Origin of the sequence: Halotia branconii CENA392 (assembly GCF_029953635.1) — a bacterium.
Lineage (GTDB): Bacteria > Cyanobacteriota > Cyanobacteriia > Cyanobacteriales > Nostocaceae > Halotia > Halotia branconii.
In genome coordinates this window covers 6,535,304-6,547,998 of the sequence record NZ_CP124543.1, presented here as the reverse complement: position 1 = coordinate 6,547,998, position 12,695 = coordinate 6,535,304, and the positions used below count along the sequence as shown (strand labels likewise).

Below are 12,695 nucleotides of genomic sequence, written 5' to 3'. Positions count from 1 at the left end.
AAAGGAGAAGCAAAAAATGAATCGTTTAAAATTAGCAACAGTTTGGCTAGGTGGCTGTTCTGGCTGTCATATGTCTTTTTTAGATTTAGACGAATGGCTGATTGATTTAGCAGCACAAGTGGATTTAGTTTATAGTCCCTTTGCTGATATTAAAGAATATCCCCAAGGTGTGGATGTAGTGTTAGTCGAGGGTGCAGTTGCCAATGAAGAACACCTGCAAATGATTCAGATAGTGAGAGAGCGATCGCAAATTCTTGTTTCTTTTGGTGATTGCGCTGTTACTGGCAATGTCACTGCCTTACGCAATCCTTTAGGTAGTGCTGAAAGAGTTCTTCAACGTTGTTACATCGAAGCCGCAGATATTCACGCCACAATTCCCGATGAGCCTGGTATTGTACCAACCTTACTAGATCGGGTGATACCAGTGCATACAGTAGTTCCAGTTGATATTTATTTACCAGGATGTCCACCTTCAGCAACTCGGATTAAAGCAGTGTTAGAGCCACTTTTAAGAGGAGAAAAACCGCAGCTAGAAGGACGTGAATTTATCAAGTTTGGTTAACTTCACAAGTTACTCATATTTTTTATCTAAATTGAAGATCAGACAATTACCAAATAATTTGATCAGCAATTATGGCAATTAATTATCGGCAAAGAATTATTGCTCTTTGGACAGTGTTTCTTTTAGGAACACTGTTTCATACACAACTAGGTCTAATACCACTTTTTCACGGTTTATCTGTTGTCGAATCTCAAAAAGCTACAAATATCAATGATATTTCTGTAGTTATGTGGTTGATGTTGGGCTTTTTTGTCCTACCTATGCTCGGAATTATCGTTACTGCTTTTACCGATTCAAAAAGTTACCGAACCATTCATTTTGGTTTAACTGTCTTTTACAGCATTATGAACTTACTACATCTGGTTTTAGATTTATTTGTCCAGCCAGTTCTCTGGTATCAGATAGCCTTAATGGCCTTGTTATTTTTTGTAGGTTTATTATTAAACATTACTGCTTTTAAATGGATGCGGCTGTACACCAAGGCTAATCAATCACAACACCATCTAGAAAGCTCACATTTTTAGCTGTTAATTCAAAGTGAAAGCAAGATTTTTTTGGTAGCTTAGAAACTAGTAAAACTTAAAACAAATTAAATAAATTTATATTTAAAATATCAATTTTTCCTATATATCTTAAATATTGGAAACGAATTTATTCTCAATATTAAATTGATGAAATCTGTATTGCGTCAGCTTCATTATACATTTGGAGAGCATTATGTTGAAAGCATCTGACATTATGACTAAAGATGTTGCTACAATTCGCAGTTCTGCAACAGTAGCTGAAGCAGTCAAACTTTTAAGGGCAAGGGACTGGAAAGCACTGGTTGTAGATCGTCGCCATGAACAGGATGCCTACGGTATGATTACGGAAAGCGATATTGTCTATAAAGTAATTGCTTATGGTAAAGATCCTTGTAAAGTTCGTGTTTACGAGGTGATGTCCAAACCTTGTATTGTCGTCAATCCTGACCTTGGTTTAGAATACGTAGCACGATTATTTGCTGACCATAATTTGCACAGAGCGCCTGTTATTCAGGGAAAACTATTAGGTATCATTTCCCTGGCTGACATTCTCGCTAATAGTAATTTTCTTGAACAACCTCATACCATTCTGCTAGAACAACAGCTTCAGGACGAAATTAAACAAGCTCGTGCCGTTTGCGCTGACAAAGGTATCCGTTCAGAAGAATGTGCTGCTGCTTGGGATGTAATTGAGGAATTACAAGCCGAGATAGCACATCAACGAGCAGAAAAAGTTGTGAAAACAGCCTTTGAAGAATACTGCGATGAATATCCAGAAGCAAAAGAAATTTATGATACTTGGTGTAGTGGTTGATACTCCTGATTCGCGCAAACATCTCTTGGATTTACATCTTTCCACTTAGGCAGCAGAGATAGTTATGAAAAAAGTAATCATCGATCCAATTACTCGAATTGAAGGACACGCCAAAATCAGTATTTATCTGGATGATACAGGACAAGTCAGCGATGCTCGGTTTCATGTTACAGAATTTCGGGGATTTGAAAAGTTTTGTGAAGGTCGTCCGCTTTGGGAAATGCCAGGAATTACGGCGCGAATTTGTGGAATTTGTCCAGTGAGTCACTTGTTAGCGTCAGCGAAGGCTGGCGATCGCATCTTGGCTGTAACAATTCCTAAAGCAGCTGAAAAACTGCGCCGTCTAATGAATTTGGGACAAATTATTCAATCCCATGCTCTGAGTTTCTTCCACCTCAGCGCCCCAGATTTATTATTAGGAATGGATAGCGATCCCCAAAAACGCAATGTATTTGGCTTAATTGCAGCTGAACCAGAACTAGCGCGTGGAGGAATCCGCTTGCGTCAATTTGGACAAGATATTATTGAACAATTAGGAGGGCGTAAAATACACCCATCATGGGCAGTTCCTGGTGGTGTCCGCGAACCTTTATCCCAAGAAGGACGCACCCATATTCAAAGCCGCATCTCAGAAGCACGCACCATAATCTTAGATGCACTCGGTAGATTTAAACGCTTACTCCACGATTATCAAAAAGAGGTGCAAACCTTCGGGAATTTTCCTAGCTTATTTATGGGGTTAGTCACTCCTGAAGGTTTGTGGGAGAACTACGACGGACATATTCGTTTTGTAGATAGCGCCGGGAATATTATTGCCGATAAACTCGATCCAACTCATTATCAAGAATTTATCGGTGAAGCAGTTCAACCAGATTCCTATTTAAAATCTCCCTACTATCGTCCTTTAGGTTATCCTGAAGCGAACGACCATTGTCGTTTAGATAGTGGTATTTACCGGGTGGGGCCTTTAGCGCGTTTGAATATTTGCAGTCATATTGGTACACCGTTAGCTGATGCAGAGTTGAAAGAATTTAGAGACAGAGGTAAAGGCACAGTTACTTCATCATTTTTCTATCACTACGCTCGATTAATTGAAATTCTGGCTTGTATTGAACGCATAGAAATTATCATAGACGATCCAGATTTAATGTCTACAAAATTGCGTGCTGATGCTGGTATTAATCAATTAGAAGGAGTGGGTGTAAGTGAAGCACCACGCGGTACATTATTTCATCACTACCAAGTTGATGAAAATGGGTTACTTCAGAAAGTAAATTTAATAATTGCCACAGGTCAAAATAATTTGGCAATGAATCGGACAGTAGCTCAAATTGCCCGACATTTTATTCACGGTTCAGAAATTTCTGAAGGAATGTTAAACCGCGTTGAGGCAGGAGTTCGAGCTTTTGACCCTTGTTTAAGTTGTTCAACTCATGCAGCCGGACAAATGCCTTTGCATATTCAAGTAGTTGGGAAAGATGGGAGTGTTGTTAATGAAGTTTGGCGGGGTTAACAGCAGAGAATCTCGTAGTTGAATAATCTATATGCAGAGCGATCGCCTTCAATTTTGCATTACTACCGAGATTTCGCTTCCGTCTGTTACAGCACGAAGTTGAGCATCTGCCATTTACTAATACTATTTCTCATTAAATAGAAAAGGTTTGACAGATAAAATCATACGCTCTAACTCAGTTTTATTGTGTTTGAGAAGATTATGCTCCCATAATTTATTGGTGTTGTTGGAGCAATCTGTTGCAAGAGCTTCTCCAATACTTTCAAAATTCTTTCTAATGTCTGTCTTTAATTTTTCTGGTTCAGATAGCACTCCAATAATGAATACTCTATGATTTAAATCCTCTGGAATCTGATTTTGTACATAACTCAATCTACCTTCATCCTCATCAAAATCAATGAGCAAGACAATCATTCTGTGTGGATATTGTCGCATTGTAACGGCATAATCATTCGTGAATATCTCCACAGCATTTTCCCAGCCACGAGCCTCTGGTAGGACTTGAATAGCACGGCTATTGAGGTTTGGATTCAGAATAAATCTGTTTGCAATCTGGCGATTAGCATCGTCTTCGGGCAATACAAAAACGTGCGGTTGATACTTATTTATGCCCATAGTTATATATCGCCACGAATCAGGGCATCTACAAGATCACCTTGAACAGACATATCACTGAGCAGTCTGACTAAAGTAGGTTCTAAGTGGGTTTTTCGATGGAGAACTAAGGTATTTTCATCTGAAAATTTTCGGATTGCTTCAGGATTATGAGATGTCACTAAAATTTGACCACTATTTTTTTTAAATGAGCGTCGTAGTGATATGACAAAATGACCAACTTCTGATAAGGAAAGATAGTTATCAGGCTCATCCCAGAAGCAAAAAAGTGGGCCATAGAATTTGTTAGCAGCTAAGACAACTGCACACAGAAAGAAGCATTTCTCCCCATCAGATAAGTCCTTAAAGTCAACACTCAGATTTGCATTATTTGCTTCAAACCGAACAATCATGTTTTTAGAATCTTTGCCAATCTGTTCATTCAGAAAATCCTGAATGTCAGGCATAACTTCTCGCAGATATTCGTAAACTTGTGTGTAAGCGGCTGGATAACGACTAAGTAACCCAGAAATCCACTCTCCGAAGTTTGAACCCTCTCGCTTTGGCTTCAAAGTATCACCATTAGATTCTCCAGTCATCAAGCTTGGGATCGGCGATAAAATAATCGTACGACCAAGCCAAGTCTTGAAAATACGAAGCGGATCGGTTTCTGATTGCTCCTGAATTACTGGAAGGGCAACAAGATGCCAATCCACAAGAAACTCAGCCTCACGATTTTGTAAATTGTTGTGAAGAGTAACTTGAGCTTCTCTTCGAGAGTAGATTGGATCTCCTGCAATTAGCAATTGCTCTTCAAAAACTCGAAGTTCTTTAAATTTTTCTGGCAACTCCAAGGCAAGGACATATTTGTATAATTTCTCATCAAGTAATACTTCTATTTCAAACCTGATCGGCACATCGGATCTTCCACTAACAAAATCTTTTGAGCTAATAAGGTTGAGCTTTTCAAGTTCGCGCATTCTATTGATGCCTCGACTAATCTTTTGAAGCACCTCTAATGCAATAGCAATAGTTGATTTACCTGCACCGTTTTTTCCAATTAAGAGAGCAGATGACATCCCCTTTATGGCAAGTTCAAAGTTTTCTAGGCATCTGAAGTTGTGTATATACAGTCTTTGGAGCATAGGAAAACGATTACGAGGAGTGGGAAGTCAAAAAACTTTTTGATCTGCCTAAGTAGTTAAGAAGCATTGCCACGAATGGGAAGATGGAAGTGTTGTAAACGAAATTTGGCGTGATTAAAAAACAGAGGGATTGATATAATTCGTGCTTTTACCCCTCTTTAATCTGCAAACCTACTTGCGCTGGATCAAAATCCTGGGGAAAATGAGTGTTGCGATCGCAATCTGCTTTTTCCAGTTTCGCTCCCTTGAGATTGGCTTGACGGAGATCAGCGGAAAACAACATGGCTCCACGAAGATCGGCATCTTGCAAATTAGCTTGACTAAGATTTGCAAAGCTAAGGTCACAGCCTCTAAGATTAGCACCATTTAGATTAGCTTCACTCAAGTCAGCGTAACTGAAGTCAGATCCTTTGAGATCAACACTTTGCAAGTCGGCGTTAACCAAGTTCGCTCTACTAAAATTGCGTTTCCCCTCTATATATCTCTCTACAAGAGTCACGGCAGTATTAACGATCTGTTGAGAATTTATTTCAGACATAGAACCGCCTTACAGCTTGTCTTATGATTACCGTAGCCGAAACTCATTTAACGATGGTCTCCACTATACCCATTAATCATAAGATCGCTGATGCACAAATTGCCAAACATTGATAATTTTGAGAATTTTTTTACTTCCTTACAAGTTCCTCAAATTTTTCTTCTAGCTTAAACATCAACATTTATCTGTTCTATCTGTCTAGCAGCTTTATCCCAAAGCTTTGCTGAAGTCTCGTCTTGCCAATGAGTTCTCAGATTTTCCGCTTTTTTGTGACATATTCGCTCTAACATTTCTAAGATTGCAGATAATGTCAATTTCTCAATTAATGCTTCTAAAATCTCCATATATTCTTTTTGCATGACAGTTATCTCCTTAACGTCATCTGATATTTTCTGACAAAACACATATATATGAGTTTTGTATTTTCAAATAATAGATTAAGATTTATTGCGGAGTTATCTTAATATCCTGGCAGCTTCTACACGCAGTTTAGCCTATTTTGAATACTCAATTTCAAAAATTTATTTTAAACAGAGGGAACAACTGTTTATTTCAAATATTTCCTCACAAGTTCCTCAAGTTTTTTACCTAACTTCAAAATAGGTTGGACAACTAAACAGTATGAATTGTAATACGATGTGCTACGCGCCGCTGGAGGCGATGTTTACGACGGGCTACGCCTACGCAATTGGTTACGGTAATGAGTTGCGTAGTGATGATGGCATTGGTCAACGAGTAGCTAGGGCGTTGCAGCTATCAAATGTGAAATCTATTGCTGTTCAACAACTTACCCCCGAACTTGCCCAAGCGTTGGCTAATAGTGATTTGGCAATTTTTATCGATGCTTGTTTAGCGTCCGAACATTCCCAGGTGCAAGTACAATCGCTCTTACCTAACTCTTCCAATGTTATCGCTGGACACACAGCAGATCCGCGATCGCTTCTAGCTCTAACTCAAGCTATATACGGTTATTGTCCGCCAGCTTGGTGGGTGACAATACCAGGAGAAAACTTTGAATTGGGTGAGAATCTATCACCTCTTGCTGAACAAGGAATAGAGATAGCAATTGATAAAATAAACCACTTAATCAAAACTGCGAGGAAAGAATTATGCATGAAGTTGGCATGATGCAAAATATTCTTGATGCTGCTATCAAACGAGCTAAGGATGAAGGCGCTCAACACATTATTTGAGGCTTTTTAAAGCACAATTACCACTTTACAACAGCTTTAATTGCAGAGTTAAATCTCTTGGATTAGTAAACATGTGGATGGACAAACTATGCCAAACATATTCAGCAAGCGGGAGCAGACGCACTGGAATTGAATAATTAAATGAAATTGCTGAAGTAGCAAAAGTTGAGATTCGCATGGTTGAACTGCCCAAAGAGAAAGACATCTCCAAAGCAAAAATGAGTATTTTCTTTAGTGAGCGGTGGCAAGCGACCTCGAAGTTAGCACCAATATCTCCCTACCATCTGCTTCACCACGATTGTTAGATTGCTTGTCTTAACTCTCAACGTTTAGCATATCGATGTTTTCAGCTTACACCATATTTAACCTGATTCTCCTACTACTATTCACTATCACCCTTATTGCCTTGTCCTTCCTGGGAAGTCTGAGTTATGTGATTTTTTGGTGACTGTTGAGGACTCTGTGCAATTCCCAAAACAAATCCAACAATAGCGCCGAAAAAAGCAAGAACTCCGTCACTTAGTCGATCTGTAAGTGCCAAAAAAAGTGTAGAGAAAACCAATGTACCAACAGTAAAAATTTGAAGCGTATTACTATCTCTTGAAAAAAATACTTGAAATAGTTCCTCTAAGGTTTTGTCACGATCATCTTTGCCAAGCCATACAATTACTCCTCCAAAGACAATAATTAAAACAGCAAGTGTGATAGCAAGAGCAATAATTATTACTTTCACAAGAGAAAAATTATCATTACAAGTAAGTTGATTAACTGTGGGCGCATTTTGAGCTTGTACAGAATCTTTAAATAACGAAACAAAGACAACAAAAACTGTAGTAAATAACGATAACGTAACCCAGAAAGCTCTTCGAGAAAGGCTTATAAAACTTTTATTAATTTGCTGTTGCTTCTTCATCTCTTTCTCCTGATATCAAGTCTATTGGTGTTTTGGAGGGAAATACTTGAAGTAAATAATCAAACATTTTTAATTTTCTGAATTTTATAAAAGTCTTGCTCTATTAGCATTCCAAAAGGTGAGGATTTTGTGAGAAATAGTACTATTTACCTAGAAAAAACTAAGAGAAATATTTTTTTGTGTGCTTGTAATAATGCTGTACAATTTTTGCAGGAATGTGTCGTGATACCTGTGCTGACTGCGGATGATGACGATTCTGCACCAACACCCAAGCCGCAACCGCAAGCAAAAAATAACCAAAACTTTTCTGAAGTCTATTAGCCGGAACAAACTGAGCCAAGTATGCACCAGGAATTGTGCCTACACTGGCTGCGACAATAAAGGACAACATCAGGCTCCAGTTTAAAGAAATATGTCCCAGGTAGCCTAAAAAGCCTGCAACTGAATTAAATGCAATAATTAGTAGCGATGTTCCAATCGCTTGTTTCATGGGTACATTTCCTAACAGTACCAAAGCGGGAACGATCGCAAACCCACCACCAACACCAATCAACCCAGTCAATATCCCTACCCCCAAGCCTTCACTCATTAACCACAACCAACAATACTTGCAGACGGGTTGGGGATAAAATGCCAGCTTGTCATCTGCTGCCACAGGTTTAGAACTACGGCGAATCATCAACACTGCAGCCAGCAACATCATGATTGCAAACAGCAACATTTGGAAACTTGCTGTAACTACAGGCAGTGTAGCAATTTTTGCTCCCACAAATGCCCCTAGCATTGTTGCAGAACCGAAGATAAATGCAGTTTTCAAGTTGACATTCTTGGCTCGCCAGTGGGGAATCACTCCCAACAAACTAACAGTACCGACAATCACAAGAGTCATGGCGATCGCAGATTTTGGGGGTACACCCATGACGTAAACTAAAATCGGCAACGCTAACACCGAACCACCGCCGCCAATCAAGCCTAAGCTCACCCCAATGCAGGTAGCCAGTAGATGCCCAACAATCCACAGGGTCATACACCGCTCCGTTAATTTAGAATTGTTAAACGCAGAAATACGCAGAGTTTGTATGTGATTTAGTTACGCAGCAACTTGTGTAGACGTGAAGCGGCTTGTCGTCGGACATCGCGTTCCACCTGCTCTAACACTGGGTCAACCAAGATAGCAACTTTGATCGCTGGATCGGCAATAAAATAAGTATATGTACTTGTTTCTGGGTCAAAAAGTTGTCGAAATAACATGATAGCTAACTCAAGATACAAACTGTTCTATTAACTCAAAATATAACTATATAGTAGTATAATACATAAAACATATTTGAGAAAGTCTATTTCTCTGTTGAACTGTTCCACGTTTAAATCAAAACTAGGAGGTGTAAATTCATGTCAGAGAGTATTTCTTTAGAAAGTCCTTCAATATCGAGGCGACAATTACTAAACTTTCTCACAGGTGCAGTTGTTGCCACTACAACTGGTACTCTACTGTATCCTGCGGCTAAATTCTTTGTTACCCCCACAGAAATGGGCAAAGATGGTTCTATCCTTGCTAAAGATATTAACGGAAATCTGATTCCTGCTAGCCAGATTTTAGTTGAGCCTCCTGGAACTCGTGCTTTAGTCGCGGGTTTAGCAGCAGAACCAACTTACCTGACAGTACAGTCAGATGGCACTTTGCATACTTGGGGAATTGTCGATAACTGCACCCATTTGGGTTGTACTTTTCCCTGGAATCCCAATGACAATCAATTTCAATGTCCCTGTCACGGTTCTCGTTATGATGCTGATGGCAGAGTAATACGCGGCCCTGCGCCTCTTCCTCTCAAGATCGTTAGCGTTAACTTAGAAGAGGAGTATATCCGAATTTCTCCTTGGACAGAAATTGACCCCCGCACTGGGCAAAAACCTTGGTGGGTTTAGTAATATCTGTGATTGAGTTAGAAACAGGTCTAATTTCAATGGGTTTGTGCTATCACAACACCTATTTGCAAGGGATAAATCTGGAGAGTTTTTCTCTCCATAAATTTTATTTTCAAAGCTAATAGTAAAGATTTTTCTCAATTTGATTTGCAATTAAACTATATTACTATATAGTAAAATAACTAAATGAATTTTTGACATCTAAATTCGGATGCCAGTAAGAATCGTAGCTAATGTAGTGTGGGAGTGCTGTTTGATTCTGGGTGTATTCATATAGCGATCAGGGGGAATTATGGCTCGGATTGTAGTGATTGGTGCTGGACTAGGGGGATTACCTACAACCTACGAACTGCGACGACTGCTGCCTAAAGAGCATCAAATTACTCTGATTTCCAATACTCCAAAGTTTACTTTTATTCCTTCCTTACCTTGGGTGGGGTTGAATCTTAAATCACTGAAAAATATTCAGTTGGATGTAGAGAAGCTTTTAGCAAACCGAGGAGTTAAGTGGATATTGGGAGGAGTTAGCCAAATTCAGCCAGAATTACAGCAAATCGTTGTTGAGGACACTGTTATTCCCTACGATTACGCCGTCATTGCTACGGGTGCAGAATTAGCATTAGACGCACTACCAGGACTAGAGGAAACAGCCGGATATGTGCAGTCAGTGTGTAATCCTCCCCATGCACTTAAAGCTGCCGAAGCCTGGAGAAAGTTTCTTGCTAATCCAGGACATCTAGTGGTAGGAGCAGTACCAAGAGCTAGTTGTTTTGGCCCGGCTTACGAGTTTGTATTATTAGCCGACTGGGTATTACGGCGACATGGATTGCGAAATCAAGTGCCAATTACTTTTGTCACCCCAGAACCCTATGTCGGACATTTGGGAATTGGCGGGATGGCTAATTCTGCGGAGTTGGTAAAAAAATTACTCCGCCAAAGAGAAATTACAGTGATTGAAAATGCAGCCATTACCCGCATTGCACCCGAAACAATTTTTCTTGCAGACGATCGCACTCTACCGTTTCAATACTCCATGCTGCTACCCCCATTTCGAGGGCCGTGTTTTTTGCGAGAAGCACCTTATTTAACTGACCAAAATGGGTGTCTGCCCGTACTTGCAACTTACCAACATCCTCAGTTTTCTTCAATCTATGGAGTGGGAGTGATTACTCAACTCAAACCACCCGAACAAACTCCAATTCCCATTGGCGTACCCAAAACAGGACAGATGACTGAAGCTATGGCGATCGCAGTTGCTCACAATATAGCAGTACAACTAGGAGTGATTTCTGCCCCGCTTGTAACTCCAACCTTAGAGGCGATTTGTTTGGCAGATTTTGGAGATACTGGCATTGCATTTCTCGCAGATCAAGTGTTACCCAATCCTAGAACTGGAGAACGAAGAAGGGCAGTAGCGAAAGAAGGACGTTGGGTGAGTTGGAGTAAGACTGCTTTTGAATGGTTTTTTCTTACCAAGATGCGTTGGGGTGTAGCGTTTCCTTGGTTTGAGGAATGGGGATTAAAAGCAATGGGATTATCGCTGGTACAACCAATCAACGATTTTGAATTTTCACACACTCCTCAAATTAAAAAACTCGTTTAACAACTTGGAGGGCAAGATGAAGAAAATAGTCCCGATAATTGCAACTATTTCAATTGTGAGTTTGCTCTCTGTGCCAGTTGTATTGGCTCAACCAAGTATAGGTAGAGGTAACTCCAGAGGAAGCCCGTACCATCGAATGTACGATCCAAAAACTGTGGAAACTATCACTGGACAAGTGATTGGTATAGAAAACAGCCCTTCTCCTAGAGGCATGTCTGGGGGCATACATTTAAAGGTTAAAAGTCAAAACGAAGTGGTTTCCGTACATTTGGGGCCAGCATGGTACATCAACAACCAGACTATCCCAATCAAGCTACAAGACCAGATTGAGGTGAAGGGTTCTAGAATAAATTTCGCCGGACAGCCTGCCATCATTGCAGCTGAAGTCAAAAAAGACAATCAAATCCTCAAGTTGCGCGATGAGAATGGTGTACCAGTTTGGGCTGGTTGGAGAAGACAGCAGAGGTAAGCAGATAATATCGTGTTCGGCTAAAAACTTATCATTTAAAGCGCAGGGGGGTAGGGGGAGAAATTTGATCGAGTTGTTTTTCTCGATTCAGCAACGCCTTATTTAATGTTTGTAGTCACCAAACCTATGGAGTAATACCATGACAGAATTATTTTCACCAGAATGGATGCAAGCTTACGCACAACAATGGAACACTGAACCTGAGTTAACAGAAGCACTTGGTAAGATCCATTTCAGTTCTGTGATTGGTTATGGTTTTGAAGATGAGTCAGAACCAAGAGGTGTCATCTCAATTGTGAATGGACAAGTCACCTATGCAGGTACTTACAATAGTCAAAAACTCAATTGGGACTTACGCGCTGACAGCCATCATTGGCAGCAATGGCTGACTAATGGCTTAAATATGATGGGAGTCAGTATGGCTTACATGACACGCAAGCTGCAATTCCGGGTTGGAGACTATCTTGCCATGATTAAAGACCCGCGTATGGCAGGGCCATTTATTAAATCTTTTACTGTCATGAGTCGGGTATGAAAAAGCAGAAGATAAATCCGATTCCACTCACACCAACTCAACTGCAACAACGCCAGAATCAACTGGTAGTTCTAGATGCTAGAAGTTGGTTAGAGTATCTGTTTGGACATATTCCCAACGCCCAACGATTTCATCCCAGACGTATCCTCAACGAAGTTTCTAAAGAACAAGCGATCGCAGTTGTTTGTCTATCCGGTCATCGTAGTACTCCTGTTGCCCAATGGCTGCTCAAACAAGGATACCAAAAGGTTTATAACCTCCAAGGTGGTCTAATTGCTTGGAAACAAACAGGCTATAAGACTAAATTCGGTCTTCAACCTTAAACAATCGCTTGCTGAGAACACTCCCAACTTGCTTTTCCAACAG

16 protein-coding genes and 1 pseudogene are annotated in these 12,695 nt (G+C 40.1%); 10 read left to right on the top strand and 7 right to left on the bottom strand.

Features of this window, described 5'->3' with window-relative positions:
• Positions 1–16: 16 nt before the first annotated feature.
• The 4 genes from QI031_RS28685 (at position 17) to QI031_RS28670 (ending at position 3,413) form a co-directional block, all read left to right on the top strand.
• Complete coding sequence (locus QI031_RS28685) at positions 17–562, top strand: NADH-quinone oxidoreductase subunit B family protein (protein WP_281482949.1); 546 nt, start codon at positions 17–19, stop codon at positions 560–562.
• Between the two features lie 71 nt (positions 563–633).
• The gene (locus QI031_RS28680) at positions 634–1,086 is read left to right on the top strand and encodes a hypothetical protein (protein WP_281482948.1); all 453 of its coding nucleotides are present in this window, start codon (positions 634–636) and stop codon (positions 1,084–1,086) included.
• Positions 1,087–1,279: 193 nt separating this feature from the next.
• Entirely contained in the window at positions 1,280–1,900 is a 621-nt protein-coding gene (locus QI031_RS28675; RefSeq protein ID WP_281482947.1) for a CBS domain-containing protein, read from the top strand.
• A gap of 64 nt (positions 1,901–1,964) precedes the next feature.
• Entirely contained in the window at positions 1,965–3,413 is a 1,449-nt protein-coding gene (locus QI031_RS28670; protein ID WP_281482946.1) for a Ni/Fe hydrogenase subunit alpha, read from the top strand.
• Between the two features lie 123 nt (positions 3,414–3,536).
• On the opposite strand, the gene QI031_RS28665 is transcribed toward QI031_RS28670, so the two are convergent.
• The 4 genes from QI031_RS28665 to QI031_RS28650 form a co-directional block, all read right to left on the bottom strand.
• The gene (locus QI031_RS28665) at positions 3,537–4,028 is read right to left on the bottom strand and encodes a hypothetical protein (RefSeq protein WP_281482945.1); all 492 of its coding nucleotides are present in this window, start codon (positions 4,026–4,028) and stop codon (positions 3,537–3,539) included.
• A gap of 2 nt (positions 4,029–4,030) precedes the next feature.
• Positions 4,031–5,152 (bottom strand): AAA family ATPase, encoded by a 1,122-nt coding sequence (locus QI031_RS28660; RefSeq protein ID WP_281482944.1) that lies wholly within the window; start codon positions 5,150–5,152, stop codon positions 4,031–4,033.
• 148 nt (positions 5,153–5,300) lie between these two features.
• Positions 5,301–5,690 carry an Alr5209 family pentapeptide repeat protein gene (locus QI031_RS28655; protein ID WP_281482943.1) on the bottom strand — a complete coding sequence of 130 codons (390 nt, stop codon included), beginning with the start codon at positions 5,688–5,690 and terminating at the stop codon, positions 5,301–5,303.
• Positions 5,691–5,857: 167 nt separating this feature from the next.
• Complete coding sequence (locus QI031_RS28650; RefSeq protein WP_281482942.1) at positions 5,858–6,049, bottom strand: hypothetical protein; 192 nt, start codon at positions 6,047–6,049, stop codon at positions 5,858–5,860.
• A gap of 262 nt (positions 6,050–6,311) precedes the next feature.
• Here QI031_RS28650 and QI031_RS28645 point away from each other — a divergent pair, with 262 nt between their 5' ends.
• Positions 6,312–6,818: a hydrogenase maturation protease gene (locus QI031_RS28645; protein WP_425525997.1), complete on the top strand. Its 507-nt coding sequence runs from the start codon at positions 6,312–6,314 to the stop codon at positions 6,816–6,818.
• Between the two features lie 447 nt (positions 6,819–7,265).
• On the opposite strand, the gene QI031_RS28640 is transcribed toward QI031_RS28645, so the two are convergent.
• From QI031_RS28640 to QI031_RS28630, 3 genes and pseudogenes are all read right to left on the bottom strand, one after another.
• On the bottom strand, positions 7,266–7,796 hold the full coding sequence (locus QI031_RS28640; protein ID WP_281482941.1) for a hypothetical protein: 531 nt from the start codon (positions 7,794–7,796) through the stop codon (positions 7,266–7,268).
• Positions 7,797–7,956: 160 nt separating this feature from the next.
• Positions 7,957–8,823, bottom strand: a complete 867-nt coding sequence (locus QI031_RS28635; RefSeq protein ID WP_281482940.1) for a sulfite exporter TauE/SafE family protein — start codon at positions 8,821–8,823, stop codon at positions 7,957–7,959.
• A 107-nt stretch (positions 8,824–8,930) separates the two neighbouring features.
• A pseudogene (locus QI031_RS28630) lies at positions 8,931–9,047 on the bottom strand (MBL fold metallo-hydrolase); the annotation flags it as partial.
• 141 nt (positions 9,048–9,188) lie between these two features.
• Between QI031_RS28630 and petC the strand changes: the two are divergent.
• The 5 genes from petC (at position 9,189) to QI031_RS28605 (ending at position 12,652) form a co-directional block, all read left to right on the top strand.
• Positions 9,189–9,722: a cytochrome b6-f complex iron-sulfur subunit gene (petC, locus tag QI031_RS28625; RefSeq protein ID WP_281482939.1), complete on the top strand. Its 534-nt coding sequence runs from the start codon at positions 9,189–9,191 to the stop codon at positions 9,720–9,722.
• Positions 9,723–10,014: 292 nt separating this feature from the next.
• Positions 10,015–11,325 carry an NAD(P)/FAD-dependent oxidoreductase gene (locus QI031_RS28620; protein ID WP_281482938.1) on the top strand — a complete coding sequence of 437 codons (1,311 nt, stop codon included), beginning with the start codon at positions 10,015–10,017 and terminating at the stop codon, positions 11,323–11,325.
• Positions 11,326–11,341: 16 nt separating this feature from the next.
• Positions 11,342–11,794, top strand: a complete 453-nt coding sequence (locus QI031_RS28615) for a MamS/MamX family magnetosome protein (RefSeq protein WP_281482937.1) — start codon at positions 11,342–11,344, stop codon at positions 11,792–11,794.
• 139 nt (positions 11,795–11,933) lie between these two features.
• On the top strand, positions 11,934–12,329 hold the full coding sequence (locus QI031_RS28610; RefSeq protein ID WP_281482936.1) for a hypothetical protein: 396 nt from the start codon (positions 11,934–11,936) through the stop codon (positions 12,327–12,329).
• Positions 12,326–12,652 (top strand): rhodanese-like domain-containing protein, encoded by a 327-nt coding sequence (locus QI031_RS28605; RefSeq protein ID WP_281482935.1) that lies wholly within the window; start codon positions 12,326–12,328, stop codon positions 12,650–12,652. The genes QI031_RS28610 and QI031_RS28605 overlap by 4 nt, the downstream gene beginning before the upstream one ends.
• Positions 12,653–12,695 lie beyond the last annotated feature (43 nt).